A 17,908-nucleotide genomic window follows, 5' to 3' on the forward strand; every position below is an offset into this window, starting at 1 on the left:
CAGTTCGTGAAATAGATAAATATGACATATTAGAGCTTGCATTTTTTCACCGTGATGATAAATTAAGATTAAGTTGAATTTACTTCATCAAAAATAAATATTTAAGTAGGTGAAATAATGTTTGAAGCTTTTTTGAAAAGAGGAAAGCTTGTTTTTATTTTATTTTTTATCGTTCTCATTGCTGGCGGTTATTTATTCGCGCAGCTTCCTAAACGAGAACTGCCAGAATTCGAGGCGAATCTTGTCACGATTTCTACCGTTTTTCCTGGTGCGGATGCAAAACAGGTGGAAAGAGATGTCACCAATAAACTGGAATCAGCCTTATCTGATATCAATGGTGTAGAGAAAACGAGCTCGGTTTCTGCCATTGGTTTCTCAAATATTGTGCTTGAAATTGAGGACCAAGCCGACTTTCAAAAGGTGGCAAGTCAAATTAAGAATGAAACCACAAGTGCTGCGTCGTCTTTTCCTGACGGGGTGATGGAGCCGGAAGTAAAGGATGAATTTGGCAGCGTGCCGGTTGGCTCTTATATGATTGTGTCAAATGAATCATCGGACTTAGCAAAAAGTCAGCAATCGCTGCGTGCATTGAAGGAAAAAGTAGAGGACATCAAAGGGGTAGACAGTGTCATTATCAAAGGCTTCAATGACAAACAAGCGATTTTAAACTTAGATTCAAACAAGCTGGAGGGTGAAGGGCTCAATGTAACTGATGTCACAAATGCCATCAATCAGGAATTTGACACGTCTCCACTAGGCGATATTCGGGCAGGCAAAGAGAAGGTGAAGCTGTCCATCGATACATATGACCGCTTAGATCAAGTTAAAAAAATTGAGCTTTTCTCAAAAACGAAAAGAGAGCCGGTCACAATTAGTCAGCTTGGCAGTTTAAAAGAAGTAGAAAAACAGAAAAGTGATATTGTGTCGTATAACGGAAAGCCCGCTTATTCATTTACTGTGAATATTAAACAAGGGCTTGATATTCCTAAAATGTATGACAAAGTCAGTGATGTCATTGAGAAAGAAAAGCAGCTGCCAAATGGGGTGGAGTGGGTAGACTACTATTCACAAAAAAGTGAAGTGGATACCATTTTCAATGATTTAATAAAAGAAGCCATTGTTGCGGTCATTGCTGTCATAATTGTTACCACACTTGGACTCACGATTGGCGGGGCGTTTATCGTTTCACTCGCCATTCCGCTATCCATTACAATTGGAACGATTCCGCTGCCATTTTTACAAGTGGACCTCAATCAAATTTCGATCATCGGCTTTATCATTGCTTTAGGGATACTTGTCGATGATGCCATTGTCGTCAATGATAATATTTTAAGACAAATGAAAAAATACGAAAGTCCGCTTAAAGGAACAATTGCAGGGGTGAAAGAAGTCGCAGGGTCCATTTTGACATCAACACTAGCTGTTGTGTTTGCCTTCCTGCCGCTTGTATTCCTATCAGGTGCAAACGGTTCATTTATTCGGGCATTACCGTCTGTTCTAGTGACGACTGTGCTTGCGTCCATGGTGATTTCTCTGACACTTGTACCGGTCTATCAATATACTGTGAACCGGAAAAGAAAGAACAAAAACAGTCAAAAAGAGCCGGGATTCCTAGGGAAACAATTAAAAAGGCTGGCTGATTTCTATGCAGACCGTGTGCTGACAAACATTGTGAAGCGGCCGCTCGTTATTGGACTAAGTGGTTTGCTCGTTGCAACGCTTGCTTTTTTACTTATTTTCGTCACACCATTTGAATTTTTCCCTGCGGCGAATAAGAAAGAAGTGGTCGTCACTGTCACGCTTCCAAGTGAAACAACATTAGACAAAACAAATGAAACACTAAAGAAAATAGAACAAGAGATCAAACAGCAAAAAGGCATTGAAGAAACGGCGATTTTTGCAGGCGGCGGTGTGCCGAACCTGTTTAATGAAAGTATTTCAAATGCAAGTGACCACACGGGTCAGGTTGTCGTGAGAGTAGACAATGATCAGATGACAAGTAAGGCATTAATAGATCGTATGACCGAGCCTTTGCGAGAGACATTCAAAGAAGCTGAAATCTTTATGAAAACCATTGTACAAGGACCGCCAACTGGAGCGCCAGTGACAGTAACGGTTGCGGGTGACTCTTTTTCAAAGCTCATTGATGTCAAAGAAACGCTGACAAATGAAATGAAAGACAAAGGAGCAAGCTTGATTACGGACGATGTCAATCAGCCGGTGAAAACGATCTCCTTTGAATTAAACCGGGAGCGAATGGCAGAGGATGGGCTCAGTGCTCAATTTGTCAGCAGACAGCTTGGTCTTGTGACTGAAGGCATGCCATTAGGTACCTTTCAACAAGGAACAAATGATATCGACTTAGTAGTCAAACAGGATGTAGGTATACATCAAAATGGATTAAAGCTAAATGAAATAAAAGTGCCTGTGAATTCAAATGAAGGCGGTATGCCTTCACTCGAGTCTCTTAGCCGATATGTAAAAGAAAAAGAAACAGAGCAGTACGAAAGCATTCCACATGAAAATGGAGTTCCGACCATTACGCTGAAGGCGTATCCCGGCGCATCAGATTCGTTTAAAGACGATATGAAAGAAGTGGTCAATCAAGTGGGGCAAAGCGCTGCAGCGAAGGATTTGACCATTTCACAGGGTGGAGAAAATGAAAATCAGACCCAGTTCTTTATTGAAATTAGTCTCTTATTTGCAGTAGTCTTGCTGCTCATTTACGTGACCATCGCTTTCCAGTTCAATTCTTTAATGCTTCCGCTGTTAGTTCTAGGAACGGTTTACTTAGCCGTATCAGGAGCCATTATCGGACTGTTTGTCACACAAACACCATTCAGCTTTATGGCAACAATGGGGATTGTCTCATTGGCTGGTATTGTCGTTCGAAATGCGGTCGTCCTATTCGAATTTATTGAACAGCGGCGTAAGCAAGGGTTTGATCAACAGACAGCTGTCATTGAAGCAGGAAGAGCAAGGATTAGACCGATTCTCTTAACAGCATTTACGGCACTTGTTGCACTAATGCCTGTTGCATTAAGTCATGATCCACTCTTTAAGCCGCTGGCCATCTGCATTGTATCTGGTGTCTTTTTCTCAACAATACTGACATTATTCATTGTGCCAGCACTATATGTTGCCGTTTCAAAGAAACGCTGACGATGAAAGCAAATCTCCGATCGAAAGGAGATTTGCTTTTTTTTTAGAAAAATATCCAAAAAAATATGTGGGGTGTTCATTTGTCTTTATCTAGTAGACAGTGGTATTTACGACTAAAATAAGTCGTGTTAAAATCTGATTGGGAGAAGTTTTTTAACAAAGGGGTTGTACGTCATGTGTGGAACGATGAAAGCAATTGTTAAAAAAGAAAGCGCTTACGGAGCGGTGCTGTTGGAGATGCCGATTCCAGAAATCAAAGATCATGAAGTTTTGATCCAAGTGAAAGCCACTTCGATATGCGGAACAGACGTGCATATTTATAATTGGGATGATTGGGCTAAGGGAAGAGTCAAAGCGCCCTACATTTTTGGACATGAATTTACAGGGGAAGTTGTCAAAGTGGGGAAGCAAGTCTCACGAGCAAAAATTGGGGATTTTGTATCGGCTGAGACGCATGTTGTATGTAATCAATGTTATATGTGCTTAACAGGGCAGCAGCATTTGTGCAGTGAAACGAAAATTTTAGGGGTAGACATTGATGGCTGTTTTGCTGAATATGCCAAAGTACCTGAACAAAATGTGTGGCACAATCCAGCTCAAATGCCAGTTGAGCTTGCCTCTATACAAGAGCCGCTAGGAAATGCTGTCCATACAGTACTGCACACACCTGTTTCAGGTAAGTCAGTAGCGATTTTTGGCTGCGGACCAATCGGTTTAATGGCAATTGCTGTCGCAAAAGCCTCCGGGGCTGTTCAAGTGTTCGCTGTTGATAAAAATGAATACAGACTGGATCTTGCCCGAAAAATGGGTGCAGATCATATCGTGGATATTGGAAAAGATGATCCAGTCGCGATGATTAAGCAGCTCACGCGGATGGAAGGGGCAGATGTGATGTGTGAGATGTCAGGCCATCCAGCTGCCATTAATCAAGCACTCGAAGCTTGTGCAAATGGAGGAAAAGTCAATATACTAAGCTTGCCAGAACGACCAGTGACAATTGATATTACGAATCAAATTGTTTTTAGGGGATTAACCGTGCAAGGGATCACGGGGAGAAAAATGTTTGAGACGTGGCGTCAAGTATCTGAGCTATTAAGAACGAATACCATTGATGTAAAGCCAGTTGTCACTCATACACTGCCATTTGAAGAGTTCGAAAAGGGATTTGAACTTATGCAAAGCGGTACGTGCGGAAAAGTCGTACTGATGATGCCGTCATATCAAAGGGGGAAGAAATGATGAAAGAATTCACGTATTTACAAGATGAATTGGAAACAATGAAGCAGCAAGGCACCCACCAAACTTTGAAAGAGATTGATTCAAAACAATCATCCACTGTTACATTAAATGAACAATCTGTTATACAACTCTCCTCAAATAACTACTTAGGCCTCACCTCACACCCAAGGCTGATGAAAGCAGCAAAAGAGGCAATCGATGAATTCGGTGCGGGTACAGGATCTGTACGTACCATCGCCGGCACAATGACGATGCATGAACGTCTTGAAAAAAAGCTTGCTTCATTTAAAAAGACAGAAGCAGCTCTTGTATTCCAATCGGGCTTTACGACCAACCAAGGGGTCTTATCTAGTATCCTGACAAAAGATGATATTGTCATTTCAGATGAACTGAATCATGCCTCAATTATTGATGGAATCCGATTAACAAAAGCAGATAAAAAAGTATACGGTCATTCCAATATGGAAGAGCTGGAGAAGATTTTGAAAAAATCAATGAATTATCGCGTCCGCCTCATCGTTACAGACGGTGTGTTCTCGATGGATGGAGATATCGCGCCACTTCCTGAGATCGTCAGGCTCGCAGAAGCTTATGATGCATTTGTGATGGTAGACGATGCGCATGCCTCGGGCGTGCTTGGTGAGAATGGCCGCGGGACGGTCAACCATTTTAAACTCGACGGCAGAGTGCACATTCAGGTCGGGACACTTAGTAAGGCTGTCGGAGTGCTCGGCGGCTATGTGGCTGGTTCAGCGGTTTTAATTGATTATTTAAAACATAAAGCAAGACCGTTTTTATTCAGCACCTCACATCCGCCAGCTGTGACTAGAGCGTGTGAAGAAGCGATTGAAGTGCTGTTAGATGAACCAGAGCGAATCGATACACTTTGGGAGAACGCCGCTTATTTTAAAGAAAAGGTCATCAGCCTTGGATTTCAAGTCGCCCCAACAGAGACACCGATTATCCCAATCATGATTGGAGACGAAGCACTTACTTTTCGATTCTCAAAGGCTTTAATAGAACGAGGCGTGTTTGCCCAAGGCATCGCTTTCCCAACTGTAGCAAAAGGCAAGGCAAGAATTAGAGCCATCATCACAGCCGAGCACACAAAAGAAGAACTAGACCGGGCACTGACAATCATTGAAGAAGAAGCAAAAAAACTAAACATGCTTGATTGAGAGAGCGCAGGCTCTCTTTTTTCTTTTTGTGAAAAATGGTTATGACTAATAGGCAATTTTCATAGAAGAACCGTATATGATTTATTTTCAATTCATCACAAAATAGTCTATACTGTAGGGTGGAACTTGGTTTGAAAGGAGTACAAATTCATGAATGAAGAGCAGAGAAAAGCGAGCGGACAAGTAAGTTCATCGGACAAAAAATCCGAGAAGGACTACAGCAAATATTTTGAAGCTGTGTACATTCCGCCTTCCTTAAAAGATGCAAAAAAACGGGGTAAAGAAGAAGTCGAATACAATCAATTTCAAATTGACGAGCAGTTTCAAGGGTTAGGGAACGGCCGCAAGTTTTATATTCGCACATATGGCTGTCAAATGAATGAACATGACACAGAAGTGATGGCTGGTATTTTTATGGCGCTTGGCTATGAACCAACAAACTCAACGGAAGATGCAAATGTTATCTTATTAAACACTTGTGCTATTCGTGAGAATGCAGAAAATAAAGTGTTTGGAGAGCTTGGACATTTAAAAGCATTAAAACGTGAAAAGCCAGATTTAATTTTAGGTGTCTGCGGATGTATGTCACAAGAAGAATCTGTCGTGAACCGTATTTTGAAGAAACACCCATTTGTTGACTTGATTTTTGGCACGCACAACATTCACCGCCTGCCAGAGCTGTTATCTGAATGCTACCTTTCAAAAGAAATGGTCATTGAGGTTTGGTCAAAAGAAGGCGACGTGATTGAGAACCTTCCAAGAGCCCGTCAAGGTAAAATCAAGGGCTGGGTGAACATTATGTACGGCTGTGATAAATTCTGTACATACTGTATCGTGCCTTACACGCGCGGCAAGGAAAGAAGCCGCCGCCCAGATGAAATTATTCAAGAGGTCAGACGTTTAGCGGCAGAAGGATATAAGGAAATTACCCTTCTTGGTCAAAACGTGAATGCATATGGAAAAGATTTTGAAGATATGGAATATGGTCTTGGCCACCTGATGGATGAGCTGCGAAAAATTGATATTCCGCGTATCCGTTTTACAACAAGCCACCCGCGTGATTTTGATGATCACTTAATTGAAGTGCTTGCCAAGGGCGGAAACCTTCTCGATCATATTCACCTGCCAGTTCAATCCGGAAGTTCTTCTGTGCTGAAACTTATGGCGAGAAAATATGACCGTGAGCGTTACCTTGATCTTGTGCGCAAAATCAAAGAAGCTATGCCGAATGCTTCATTAACAACGGACATTATTGTTGGGTTCCCAAATGAAACAGATGAGCAGTTTGAAGAAACACTTTCCCTCTATCGCGAGGTTGAGTTTGATGCTGCTTATACATTCATTTATTCTCCAAGAGAAGGAACGCCTGCAGCGAAAATGAAAGACAACGTGCCAATGCGTGTGAAAAAAGAACGTCTGCAGCGCCTAAATGCACTTGTGAATGAAATTTCTGCGAAAAAAATGAAGGAATATGAAGGGCAGATTGTCGAAGTATTAGTAGAGGGTGAAAGTAAAAACAACCCTGAGATCCTAGCCGGATATACAAGTAAAAGCAAGCTTGTGAATTTTAAAGCACCAAAAGAAGCGATTGGCAACATCGTCAAAGTGAAAATCACACAAGCCAAAACTTGGTCTCTTGACGGAGAAATGGTTGGAGAAGCTATCGAGGTGAATTAAAATGACACTTTATTCAAAGAAAGAGATTGTCGAGCGTGCAAGAGAGCTCGCTAAAATGATTTCTGAAACGGAAGAAGTTGATTTCTTCAAAAAAGCAGAAGCGCAAATCAATGAAAATACAAAAATTTCAACGATTATTAATCAAATTAAGGCGCTTCAAAAACAAGCTGTGAACTTAAAGCATTACGGCAAACATGAAGCCTTAAAACAAGTCGAAGAAAAAATCGATGCCCTGCAAGAAGAACTGGATGACATCCCAGTGATTCAAGAATTCAAAGAATCACAAATGGAAGTCAATTCCCTGCTTCAACTTGTAGCGCACACGATTTCGAATCAAGTAACAGATGAAATCATTCTTTCAACCGGCGGTGATCTCTTATTAGGAGAAACCGGTTCAAAAGTGAAAAACTCATCACCAAGTTGCTCCATTAAATGAGAAAACCCCGCAGATGCGGGGTTTTTATTATATAGAATATATGTTATTTGTATTTTGCTACTGCATCAACAACAAAATGTTGATGCAGTAGCCCTTATATTTCGTAAAAAATAAATATTATATTGAAGTGTTATCAACTAAAAATGAATTGATTCTACAGATTAAAAGATTTGAACTGAAGCTCAATGCTTAATCCAAAAATGTTTATTATAATATTAAATTGTTTCATAATATCTCCTCCTTATATAAAGAAGGGCTACTATCTTTATTACATCAAATGACACCATTTCAGTCAACCCCAATCTCTCACTCTCCAACTTTTCCAATTTTCAAGGCAAGTTTATGGGCGACCATGCATACACTGAAACAGAAATGAATTTAATTGAACATGAAGTTCAAAATCGTGACACACTAGACGAATGCCCAGCATAAGATAAAACGATCAAGAACAAGGAGGCATGCCGGAATGTCTGAATACAGAGAAATTATTACAAAAGCGGTGGTTGCAAAAGGGAGGAAATTCACCCAAAGCACACACACCATTTCTCCATCGCAAAAACCAACCAGCATCCTAGGTGGTTGGATCATTAATCATAAGTATGATGCTGAAAAGGTCGGTAAAACCGTTGAGATCGAAGGAACATTTGATATTAACGTATGGTACTCTTACGCCGACAACACGAAAACAGAAGTCGTCACAGAGCGTGTGAAGTATGTAGACATCATTAAACTGAGATATAAAGATAAAAATTTCCTTGATGATGAGCACGAAGTAATTGCGAAAGTATTGCAGCAGCCCAATTGCTTAGAAGTGACCATTTCTCCAAATGGCAATAAAATTATCGTTCAGGCAGAGCGTGAATTCATTGCTGAGGTAGTCGGTGAAACAAAAATTGTCGTAGAGGTCGATTCAAGCTGGAAAGAAAAAGATGATCACGAGTGGGAAGAAGAAGTGGATGAGGAGTTAGAGGATATTCATCCAGAATTCCTAGCAGGTGAGACAGAAGAGTAAGGAATGACTAGGGCGCATATTCCCCTAGTTTTTTTGTGCCTGATCTAGGAGAAAAAAGGTGATTTTTTATGCTATAATTAAAGATGGTATGAATTCGAAAGTAATATAGTGAGGGATTAGAAATATGGCAAGTTATACGCCCATGATACAGCAATATTTAAAGATCAAGGCAGATTATCAAGATGCCTTTTTATTTTTTCGCCTAGGTGATTTTTATGAGATGTTTTTTGATGATGCAAAGGAAGCGGCGCAAGAACTAGAAATTACGTTAACAAGCAGAGACGGCGGCACAATTCCAATGTGCGGCGTTCCTTATCATTCTGCTTCTGCATACATAGAACAGTTGATTTCAAAAGGCTACAAGGTCGCCATTTGTGAGCAGGTGGAAGACCCTAAAACAGCAAAAGGTGTAGTCAAAAGGGAAGTCGTTCAACTGATTACACCAGGAACCGTCATGGATGGTAAAGGTTTAAGTGAAAACGAGAACAACTTTATTGCGTCTGTTACCAGCTTTCAAAATGGGTACGGTCTTGCGCTGTCTGATTTATCAACAGGTGAAAACATGGCGGCTTTCATCGATCGATTAGATGAAGTCGTATCAGAAATTTATTCTGTCGGTGCAAAAGAAATTGTGGTGTCAAAGCAGCTGGATGAGGAAACAATCAAAACCCTTAAAGAACGCTGCCAAGCAACTATTTCATACGAAGATAGTGATGCATTATTAGAGGAAGCTGAGCGGCTCGTTTCCCATCTAGACGAAAAGTTAAAAACGTCATTTTTAACACTATATGCCTATTTAAGAAGAACGCAAAAGAGAAGCTTGGATCATCTTCAGAAAGTTCAAGTGTTTGAGCTTGAACAAACGATGAAAATCGATCTTTACTCAAAACGAAACCTAGAATTAACAGAAACGATTCGTTCAAAAAGCAAAAAAGGCTCTTTATTATGGCTGTTAGATGAAACAAAAACTGCGATGGGCGGCAGACTGCTCAAGCAATGGATCGATCGGCCGCTTATTCGCCTTTCGCAAATTAATGAGCGTCAGGAAATGGTGCAAATTCTGATGGATCATTTCTTTGAGCGAGAGGATCTGCGCGAAAGATTAAAGCAAGTATATGATCTTGAGCGTTTAGCGGGTCGCGTGGCATTTGGCAACGTGAATGCCCGTGATCTCATCCAGCTCAAAGAATCCTTAAAACAAGTACCGGATATTAAAGAACTCGTTCATTCATTACCAGAGGAAATGGCAAAATCAAGAGCGAATGAGATTGATCCTTGTGGTGACCTCCTTAATTTATTAGAAGATGCACTTCATGAAAATCCGCCGATGACGATAAAAGAAGGCAATTTGATTAAAGATGGCTACAATGCAAAATTAGATGAATACCGTGATGCCAGCCGAAACGGAAAGGACTGGATTGCACGTCTTGAACAGCAGGAAAGAGAATATACCGGTATTCGCTCCTTAAAAGTCGGGTTTAATAAAGTGTTTGGTTATTATATCGAAGTGACACGCGCAAATACACATCTGCTGGAGGAAGGGCGTTACGAAAGAAAACAAACGCTTGCCAATGCAGAGCGGTATATCACACCTGAATTAAAAGAAAAAGAAGCACTGATTCTTGAAGCAGAATCAAATATTAACGAATTGGAATATGAACTATTTACAGCTCTCAGGGAGCAAGTAAAAGGCTATATTCCTAGATTACAGCTGCTTGCAAAACAAATGAGCGAGCTTGATGCGCTTCAATGCTTTGCGACTGTCAGTGAAAAGCGCCGTTATATCCGGCCGGAATTCTCAGAGGATGACGTGGATGTCAAAGATGGCCGTCACCCAGTCGTTGAAAAAGTGCTGGATCACCAGGAATATGTACCGAATGACTGCCATATGGGAAAAGGCAGACAAACCTTACTCATCACTGGACCGAATATGTCAGGGAAAAGTACGTATATGAGACAAATGGCGCTCATCTCGATTCTTGCGCAGATTGGCTGCTTCGTGCCTGCGTCAAAGGCGACGCTTCCAATCTTCGATCAAATCTTTACACGTATTGGTGCAGCAGATGATTTGATTTCTGGTCAAAGTACTTTTATGGTAGAGATGCTCGAAGCAAAAAATGCGATGGTGCACGCAACCAAAAACAGCTTGATTTTATTTGATGAAATTGGACGCGGGACAAGCACCTATGATGGAATGGCTCTTGCGCAGGCGATCATTGAATTTGTTCATGATCATATTGGGGCTAAAACCCTATTCTCTACACATTACCATGAGCTCACGGTCCTTGAATCTCAATTAAGCGAGCTGAAAAATGTTCATGTGCGAGCTGAAGAGCATGAAGGCACGGTCGTTTTCTTACATCAAATCAAAGAAGGTGCAGCTGATAAAAGCTATGGTATTCATGTAGCGCAGCTTGCGGAATTGCCTGATACCATCATTAATAGAGCCCAGACTATTTTAACGGAGCTTGAGAGCGGATCACATGACGTGACCCCAACCGTATCTGCAGCACCAAAAGCAGAAAAGTCTGAAGAAAAACAGCAGCTATCTTTCTTTGAAGTAGAAGAAAAACCGCAGCCGAAAGCTGCGCTAAAACAGAAGGATCAAGCGGTCATAGACGAATTAAAGTCTTACAACCTAATGGATATGACGCCGCTTGAAGCGATGACAAAGCTGTATGAATTGCAAAAGAAATTATAATGTAAGGTGAGGTGAGCAGAAATGGCAAAGATTATTCAGTTATCCGATGACCTATCCAATAAAATTGCTGCAGGTGAAGTGGTGGAGCGTCCGGCTTCTGTTGTAAAGGAGCTTGTGGAAAATGCGATCGATGCAAAAAGTACAGTCATTGAAATCGATGTAGAAGAAGCAGGTCTTTCTTCTATCAGGATTATTGATAATGGTGTTGGAATCGATGCTGAAGATTGTAAGCTCGCCTTCCAGCGCCATGCAACAAGTAAAATCAAAGACGAAAATGATTTGTTTCGTGTCAGAACGCTCGGATTCAGGGGAGAGGCGCTGCCAAGTATTGCATCCGTCTCTCACCTAGAAATGAAAACAAGTACTGGCGAAGGAGCTGGGACACACTTAGCTTTGCAAGGCGGGAAGATCATCTCAGAGAAAAAAACCTCTGGCCGCCGCGGCACCGAAATTGTGGTCACCAACTTATTTTACAATACGCCAGCCCGCCTAAAATACATGAAAACCGTTCATACGGAACTTGGTAATATATCGGATGTTGTCAATCGAATTGCGCTAGCTCATCCCGAAGTATCGATCCGTTTGCGTCATCAAGGGAAAGTCCTGCTACAGACGAATGGAAACGGAGATGTGCGTCATGTACTTGCGGCCATTTACGGGACAGCTGTGGCTAAAAAAATGCTGCCGCTTCACGTACAATCACTTGATTTTGAAGTGAAAGGATATATTTCGTTACCTGAAGTGACAAGGGCATCACGGAATTATATGTCTTCTGTTGTAAACGGCCGATATGTCAAACATTTTCCGCTCGTGAAAGCGATCCATGAAGGGTATCACACGCTGCTTCCGATTGGCCGTCATCCAATTACATTCATTGAGATGAAGATGGATCCCATTCTAGTGGACGTGAACGTTCATCCATCGAAGCTAGAAGTGAGGCTAAGTAAAGAACAGGAACTTCATGATCTGATTAAACAAGGAATTAAGGAAGTATTTCAAAAGCAGCAGCTCATTCCAAGTGCTTCAGTACCAAAAAAAGCACCAATGCCAGCTGTGAAAAATGAGCAGCAATCCTTAACCTTTGATGCGAAACAAAGGAACGCAAGCCCAGCGGAAACACCGCTAACCTATCAGCCGGAGCCGCACGAGTCGGTCGTATACGAGACAAGTCATACCGATGCATACGGAATGCCTAAACAAGAGAAGGCAGAAGCATCATCCCCAGTATTTTATGAAGAAGCCTCATCTGAGCGTGTTCATTTAGAGGAATCTGCCGCTTCACTTGAATATGAAGAGACGGTACTGCATGAAGATGTGACAGAAACGATTCCTGAAAACGAACGCGTCCCTGTGATGTATCCAATTGGGCAAATGCATGGCACATATATTTTGGCTCAAAATGAACGAGGGCTTTATATCATCGACCAGCATGCGGCTCAAGAGCGAATCAAGTATGAGTATTATCGTGAGAAGGTAGGAGAGATCGAACAGGAAGTGCAAGAAATGCTCGTCCCCTTAACATTTCACTACTCTAAAAACGATATGCTGATCATTGAAGAGCATAAGGATATTTTAGCGAAAGTGGGGGTCTTCTTAGAGCCCTTTGGTTCAGGTAGCTACATCGTTCGGTCGCATCCGCAGTGGTTTCCAAAAGGTGAAGAGGCTGAACTGATCGAAGAGATTATAGAGCAAGTGCTTGATGAAAAACGTGTTGATATCAAGAAACTAAGAGAAGAAGCGGCGATTATGATGAGCTGTAAAGGCTCAATCAAAGCAAATCGTCATTTGCGTCATGATGAAATCAAAGCCTTATTAGATGAACTTCGGCAAACGAAGGACCCATTCACCTGTCCGCACGGCCGGCCGATCATCATTCATCACTCGACATATGAGATGGAGAAGATGTTTAAACGGGTGATGTGATATAAAAAAAGCGCTCTAATCAGAGCGCTTTTTTATTTAGCATCCGCAAGGATCTGGCGGTGTGACCACAACTGGCCGTGTATTAATATCAATCGTATCTTCTGCATAAAATGTGGAACCGATGCTGATGGCTCGATTTTCTGCACGGAACGTGTATGTACCTGCAGCAGGGAGTACTTTATGTGAAAGCTTTAATGTATACTTGGAAATTCCAAGTAAATCCAGTCTGAGCGGAATACGAACGGTTTGTCCGTTGTTCAAAATATAGCTGTCTTTTAATGCTTTGCCGTTCATAATGTCTTTCGTCGTTGCTTGGAAACCCTTTGGCAGAGTGAACTCAACCGCACCAAGACTTAGAACAGAATTTGGGCTGTACGTCAGCTCAATGTCAGAAAAAGACCATTCCTGCTTACTTGCTCCTGTAATTTTTGCGTAAAGTGCAGCTGGTTTTGCATTGGTTGTTGCTTTGCCGGCTTCCTCAGCAGATGCAGAAAGCGGTACTGACAGCGCCATAACCAATGTGAGCATCCCCATCATAAGAATCGTCCACGTTTTTTTCATTTTTTCCTTCCCCCTTGTTGAATATAGGTAAATAATAGATGATTACACCCATTATTTACCTATAATGTTACCATATTACCATATGGTATTAAATGGGATATTATACCCTTATTTTGTCATTCTTTAGTAATAGCGGGGAAAAAGCGCATTTGGTTGATTCATTCCGTAATAATGGCCTGGCATTTGCTGGTTTGTTGGCATCATCATATGCATATCTTGATAACCATATGGATGATGTGGCATCATTCCATATCCACCATAATGGCCTAGATGATGGTGATCCTTCATTGGAACATGCTTTGAAAAGGTATCATGCTGATTTGGGAACGGTGAATAAACTGAATGATGATGTGGATGGTGCGCGTTATACATATCTTTTTTGCCGCTATGATAATGGTTTGGCATATTCATATGATCATGCATGTTTGGCGCCACCATATGCTCATGATTGGCTGTATACACATTTTCAAATGTGTGATAGGGATTTTCTTGGTGATAATGATTCATTTGGCTGTTCATATCGTTCATGTATATCTCATCCTTTATGTCAGGTTGCCATATCCTATGAGACAGATCTGCTTCATGAGCCTATCCATATGAAAGAAAAAAACCGGCTTTTCAGCCGGGAAAAGGAAAAGCAGGTAAAGCGTCAAGCGTTAAATTGTGTAGCTGTGTCTTCTTCTGCGACGCTTTTTACATCTGCTGCAGACACTTTTAGGAAAATAACAGGGATCGTAGCTTCGAGAGGTATCCCAAAAATCGCTCTCAAACCATTTATCTTTTTTATGACAAAACTTTTTTTCTTTACATGGATCCTCATGGCAATGATCGTCATGCTTTTTATGGCAGTGTGAGTGGGAATGTTTGCACTTGCATTTGCACATTGTCATCCCTCCTAAATGTGACTCAATGCTAGTATATGCAAGAAAGAGTCATGAGGACTGGATGCTTCTGCTTCTTTTATAAAAAAAGGCTTTTTCTGAAAAAACTCAAATAAAAAGAATTGACTAGTGCTAAATTAACATGATAAAATATAAATTTTTATCCTCTGATGAAATGTGTTATAATGATATTGTGAATACTTTCGGAGGTGGCGGATTTGTTTCAAATAGGTGATAAAATTGTTTATCCAATGCATGGAGCCGGTGTGATTGAAGGAATGGAAGAAAAAGAGATTTTAGGTAAGACGCAGGAATATTTCCTGATTCAAATGCCGAATATGCAGATGATGGTCCCAAAAGGCAGAATCAATCAACTAGGTATACGTCCGGTAGCAGATCAAGCAACGCTGAAAGTTGTGATGAACAATTTTGCAGAAGAAACAAACGACGACACGCTTACTTGGAAGCAAAGATATGATGAAAATCTGAAAAAGCTAAAAACAGGTGCGATCGAAGATGGTGCAGACGTTGTCAAAGATCTAATGAGACGAAATCAGAAGAAAGCGTTAAATTCAAGTGAAAAGAAGATGCTTGAAGATGCAAGAGGCATGTTAGTGAGTGAGATTTCACTTGCACAGGGATTGACGCAAGATGAAGTGATGACAGCTTTAGAGAATGAATTAAGAATGTAATGATGATATACAGAGACTAGCTGTAAACTGAAGGGGACATCCTTTTGTTTACAGCTTTTTTGTTTGAAAAAAAGAGTAATATTGCCATTTTTGTAGGTGGTTTTAACTAAAATTGAAATGAGGTCATACGATTTAGTTTTTACGTTCACAACAAAAATTTAAAGACCTCTGAAATACCTAGATCATATGAAAAACAGGTAACTTCTCCTGATTCATTCAAATGAGCCGGACAACCTTTGAATTTTCTAAGCCATTGATAGTAAAATATTGCGGTAAGATGACACCTAAGAGAAAAAAGGAGCGGTGAAATGAAAAGGTTACTAATATGTGGATTCATCTTTCTTATTCTGTGTACTCTTTTAATGGTGAAATGCAGCCATTCTGTTCAAGAAAAAAAAGAACAAAAGCAGCATCATCAAGAGGTAGAAAAGTATCAAAAAGAGCGAAAACAAGGCGATCAATATGAAAACTTTAAACAGCTCATGCGATATGAAAGAGACGGTTATGAGATAGAATTTCACGAAAAGGGCGGAAGTGATTTACTTGTATTTTCTCCTCATGGAGGTGAAATTGAACCAGGAACAAGTGAAATTGTAGAAGCCTTTCAAGAAAAGTACTCTACGTATTTGTTCGAAGGTACAAAGCAAGACAATAACCGGGACCTGCATATCACGAGTACCAATTTTGATGAACCCATTTTGGTTCAAATGATTAAAACGTATCCTTTTTCAATTTCCATCCACGGCTATAAAAGTGATAAAAGACACACGCTCGTTGGCGGCACAAATGAAAAAATGCAAAGAGCAGTTGTACGAGAACTAAAAGATCGGGGATTTTCCGCAGAAATGGTACAAAAAGGCGAACGGCTTTCTGGTACAGACCCTAAAAATATAAATAATCGAAATGCGAGTGGTGAAAGCGTTCAGCTCGAAATTAGTACAGCGCAAAGAGAAGCTTTTTTTGACAATTTTGAGACGAGAAAGGGAAAGAAAAAAGCATTCAGACGCTATATTAATGCGTTAAAAGAAGTGCTCAGAGAATTCGACCCTTCTTCGTAATAAAAATTTGTTGGGCAAAAGTACTCTATTTAAACTTGGTAAAAAAGATAGGAATATGCGATTCGAACATAAAATATGTAATAACTTACAATTTGCCTTAAAAACATAAATTATGTAAAATAATAGTTATCAGTTTGATATGATAGAATGGGGCTGAAGTGGATGGCACATAAAATACCATCTTCCGAAGTAGGTGTAAAAATCAATCAATGGTACACGCATATTTGCAAATTTGAAGTTGAACAGGCAAACGGCATGAAGCGCCTTGTTGAAGAAGAAATTCATGATATGGAAGAGGATCAAGATTTACTCCTATACTATTCTCTAATGGATTTTCGCCATCAAATGATGCTTCAGCACTTAGCGCCAGTCCATGCAGGGAGTGAAACGCTTCAAGCAGTGTCCTTTCCTAAAGAAATTGACGATGCAGAAGATGAGATGACGGGCTTACTCGGCTATTATTTTCATTTTTTTCATGGAATGTATGCGTTTATCCAGCGCCGCTATATCGAGGCCATTTCATATTACAAGCATGCTGAACATCAACTGATTTTAGTGACAGATGAGATTGAAAAAGCAGAATTTTACTATAAAATCGCAGAAGTTTACTATCATATGAAACAAACCTATTTCTCCATGCACTACGCTAAAAAGGCAAGAGACATCTACAAGAAACATCAGCTTTATGGAAAAAGAAGCATTCAATGTGATTTTGTCATGGCAGGTAATTGGATTGATGTTAATCAGTATCAAAAAGCGCTTCCTTATTTAGAAAAAGCGTTAAAGGTCTGTGAAGCGATGGAACAAAAAGAATGCACATCTTACTTTAAAGCGATGGCTCTTAATAACTTAGGCACTTGCCATTATAGTATGGGAACGTACCATACAGCGACTGTCTTTTTTGAACAAGCCATTTCACTTTATCAGAAAGATCAAGCATCCACGATGATCAAATCGTTGTTTTCACTTGCCCTTACTTGTTTTAAACTCGGAGATTTTCAGCGGGCGGGCGAGGCCATATCTATAGGAATGAAAGAAGCTTGTGTATTGGAAGATGAAATTTATCAGTTGAAATTCCAATTTTTGCAGGCGCTCTATATAGAGAAAGACGGCTGTGAGCAATTGAGGTCGGCCCTTTTTGGTCTGAGAAATAAAAAAATGTTTGCTGATTTAGAGGAATTAGCACTTGATGCGGCTAATTATTATAAGGAACGCGACATGTACAAGGAATCCTCCACTTTTTTTGAGATTGTGATCGAAGCGCGTACGCACATTCAAAAAGGAGATGAGATGTATGAGAACGAAGCATAACATGTCAGCTGCTCAAGTAGATGAAAGACTTCACACTTAAAAATGAGACAAACAACACCCTTTACGCAAAACGTAAA

General features: G+C 40.6%; 14 protein-coding genes. 12 read left to right on the plus strand and 2 right to left on the minus strand.

What is annotated here, in order from left to right:
• Window positions 1–117 precede the first annotated feature (117 nt).
• The 8 genes from MHI08_RS08255 (at window position 118) to mutL (ending at window position 13,328) form a co-directional block, all read left to right on the plus strand.
• Window positions 118–3,162: an efflux RND transporter permease subunit gene (locus MHI08_RS08255; RefSeq protein WP_342500148.1), complete on the plus strand. Its 3,045-nt coding sequence runs from the start codon at window positions 118–120 to the stop codon at window positions 3,160–3,162.
• Between the two features lie 174 nt (window positions 3,163–3,336).
• Window positions 3,337–4,401, plus strand: coding sequence for an L-threonine 3-dehydrogenase (tdh, locus tag MHI08_RS08260; protein WP_342500149.1), 1,065 nt, complete (start codon window positions 3,337–3,339; stop codon window positions 4,399–4,401).
• Window positions 4,401–5,579 (plus strand): glycine C-acetyltransferase, encoded by a 1,179-nt coding sequence (locus MHI08_RS08265; protein ID WP_342500150.1) that lies wholly within the window; start codon window positions 4,401–4,403, stop codon window positions 5,577–5,579. The genes tdh and MHI08_RS08265 overlap by 1 nt, the downstream gene beginning before the upstream one ends.
• Window positions 5,580–5,729: 150 nt before the next feature.
• Complete coding sequence (gene miaB / locus MHI08_RS08270) at window positions 5,730–7,256, plus strand: tRNA (N6-isopentenyl adenosine(37)-C2)-methylthiotransferase MiaB (protein ID WP_024427027.1); 1,527 nt, start codon at window positions 5,730–5,732, stop codon at window positions 7,254–7,256.
• Window position 7,257: 1 nt separating this feature from the next.
• A complete protein-coding gene (locus tag MHI08_RS08275; protein ID WP_008358013.1) occupies window positions 7,258–7,692 on the plus strand; it encodes a RicAFT regulatory complex protein RicA family protein in 435 nt (144 codons plus the stop codon).
• Between the two features lie 466 nt (window positions 7,693–8,158).
• On the plus strand, window positions 8,159–8,704 hold the full coding sequence (cotE, locus tag MHI08_RS08280) for an outer spore coat protein CotE (protein ID WP_024424105.1): 546 nt from the start codon (window positions 8,159–8,161) through the stop codon (window positions 8,702–8,704).
• 124 nt (window positions 8,705–8,828) lie between these two features.
• Window positions 8,829–11,405 carry a DNA mismatch repair protein MutS gene (gene mutS / locus MHI08_RS08285; RefSeq protein WP_342500151.1) on the plus strand — a complete coding sequence of 859 codons (2,577 nt, stop codon included), beginning with the start codon at window positions 8,829–8,831 and terminating at the stop codon, window positions 11,403–11,405.
• A gap of 21 nt (window positions 11,406–11,426) precedes the next feature.
• Window positions 11,427–13,328 carry a DNA mismatch repair endonuclease MutL gene (gene mutL / locus MHI08_RS08290; RefSeq protein WP_087978924.1) on the plus strand — a complete coding sequence of 634 codons (1,902 nt, stop codon included), beginning with the start codon at window positions 11,427–11,429 and terminating at the stop codon, window positions 13,326–13,328.
• Between the two features lie 36 nt (window positions 13,329–13,364).
• Here the strand turns inward: mutL and bslA are convergent, their stop codons facing one another.
• Entirely contained in the window at window positions 13,365–13,889 is a 525-nt protein-coding gene (gene bslA, locus MHI08_RS08295; RefSeq protein WP_024424102.1) for a biofilm surface layer hydrophobin BslA, read from the minus strand.
• 123 nt (window positions 13,890–14,012) lie between these two features.
• Window positions 14,013–14,417: a hypothetical protein gene (locus tag MHI08_RS08300; RefSeq protein ID WP_024427030.1), complete on the minus strand. Its 405-nt coding sequence runs from the start codon at window positions 14,415–14,417 to the stop codon at window positions 14,013–14,015.
• A 68-nt stretch (window positions 14,418–14,485) separates the two neighbouring features.
• Between MHI08_RS08300 and MHI08_RS08305 the strand changes: the two genes are divergently transcribed.
• The 4 genes from MHI08_RS08305 to MHI08_RS08320 all read left to right on the plus strand — a co-directional run bounded on the left by MHI08_RS08305 (window position 14,486) and on the right by MHI08_RS08320 (window position 17,831).
• Window positions 14,486–14,743: a hypothetical protein gene (locus tag MHI08_RS08305; protein ID WP_024424100.1), complete on the plus strand. Its 258-nt coding sequence runs from the start codon at window positions 14,486–14,488 to the stop codon at window positions 14,741–14,743.
• A gap of 245 nt (window positions 14,744–14,988) precedes the next feature.
• Window positions 14,989–15,462, plus strand: a complete 474-nt coding sequence (locus tag MHI08_RS08310) for a CarD family transcriptional regulator (RefSeq protein WP_024424099.1) — start codon at window positions 14,989–14,991, stop codon at window positions 15,460–15,462.
• A gap of 308 nt (window positions 15,463–15,770) precedes the next feature.
• On the plus strand, window positions 15,771–16,520 hold the full coding sequence (locus tag MHI08_RS08315; RefSeq protein ID WP_087975403.1) for a poly-gamma-glutamate hydrolase family protein: 750 nt from the start codon (window positions 15,771–15,773) through the stop codon (window positions 16,518–16,520).
• Between the two features lie 162 nt (window positions 16,521–16,682).
• Window positions 16,683–17,831 carry a Rap family tetratricopeptide repeat protein gene (locus tag MHI08_RS08320; RefSeq protein ID WP_076839615.1) on the plus strand — a complete coding sequence of 383 codons (1,149 nt, stop codon included), beginning with the start codon at window positions 16,683–16,685 and terminating at the stop codon, window positions 17,829–17,831.
• Window positions 17,832–17,908: the final 77 nt, after the last annotated feature.

Origin of the sequence: Bacillus sp. FSL M7-0791 (assembly GCF_038627085.1) — a bacterium.
Classification (GTDB): Bacteria; Bacillota; Bacilli; order Bacillales; family Bacillaceae; genus Bacillus; species Bacillus safensis.

What these genes read in the sequence shown, in the direction of transcription:
- MHI08_RS08320 (WP_076839615.1), top strand. Translation starts at nt 16,683, where the DNA reads ATGGCACATAAAATACCATCTTCCGAAGTAGGTGTAAAAATCAATCAA.
- miaB (WP_024427027.1), top strand. Translation starts at nt 5,730, where the DNA reads ATGAATGAAGAGCAGAGAAAAGCGAGCGGACAAGTAAGTTCATCGGAC.
- MHI08_RS08315 (WP_087975403.1), top strand. Translation starts at nt 15,771, where the DNA reads ATGAAAAGGTTACTAATATGTGGATTCATCTTTCTTATTCTGTGTACT.
- bslA (WP_024424102.1), bottom strand. Translation starts at nt 13,889, where the DNA reads ATGAAAAAAACGTGGACGATTCTTATGATGGGGATGCTCACATTGGTT.
- MHI08_RS08300 (WP_024427030.1), bottom strand. Translation starts at nt 14,417, where the DNA reads ATGAACGATATGAACAGCCAAATGAATCATTATCACCAAGAAAATCCC.
- MHI08_RS08305 (WP_024424100.1), top strand. Translation starts at nt 14,486, where the DNA reads ATGAAAGAAAAAAACCGGCTTTTCAGCCGGGAAAAGGAAAAGCAGGTA.
- MHI08_RS08265 (WP_342500150.1), top strand. Translation starts at nt 4,401, where the DNA reads ATGAAAGAATTCACGTATTTACAAGATGAATTGGAAACAATGAAGCAG.
- mutL (WP_087978924.1), top strand. Translation starts at nt 11,427, where the DNA reads ATGGCAAAGATTATTCAGTTATCCGATGACCTATCCAATAAAATTGCT.
- mutS (WP_342500151.1), top strand. Translation starts at nt 8,829, where the DNA reads ATGGCAAGTTATACGCCCATGATACAGCAATATTTAAAGATCAAGGCA.
- MHI08_RS08255 (WP_342500148.1), top strand. Translation starts at nt 118, where the DNA reads ATGTTTGAAGCTTTTTTGAAAAGAGGAAAGCTTGTTTTTATTTTATTT.
- cotE (WP_024424105.1), top strand. Translation starts at nt 8,159, where the DNA reads ATGTCTGAATACAGAGAAATTATTACAAAAGCGGTGGTTGCAAAAGGG.
- MHI08_RS08275 (WP_008358013.1), top strand. Translation starts at nt 7,258, where the DNA reads ATGACACTTTATTCAAAGAAAGAGATTGTCGAGCGTGCAAGAGAGCTC.
- tdh (WP_342500149.1), top strand. Translation starts at nt 3,337, where the DNA reads ATGTGTGGAACGATGAAAGCAATTGTTAAAAAAGAAAGCGCTTACGGA.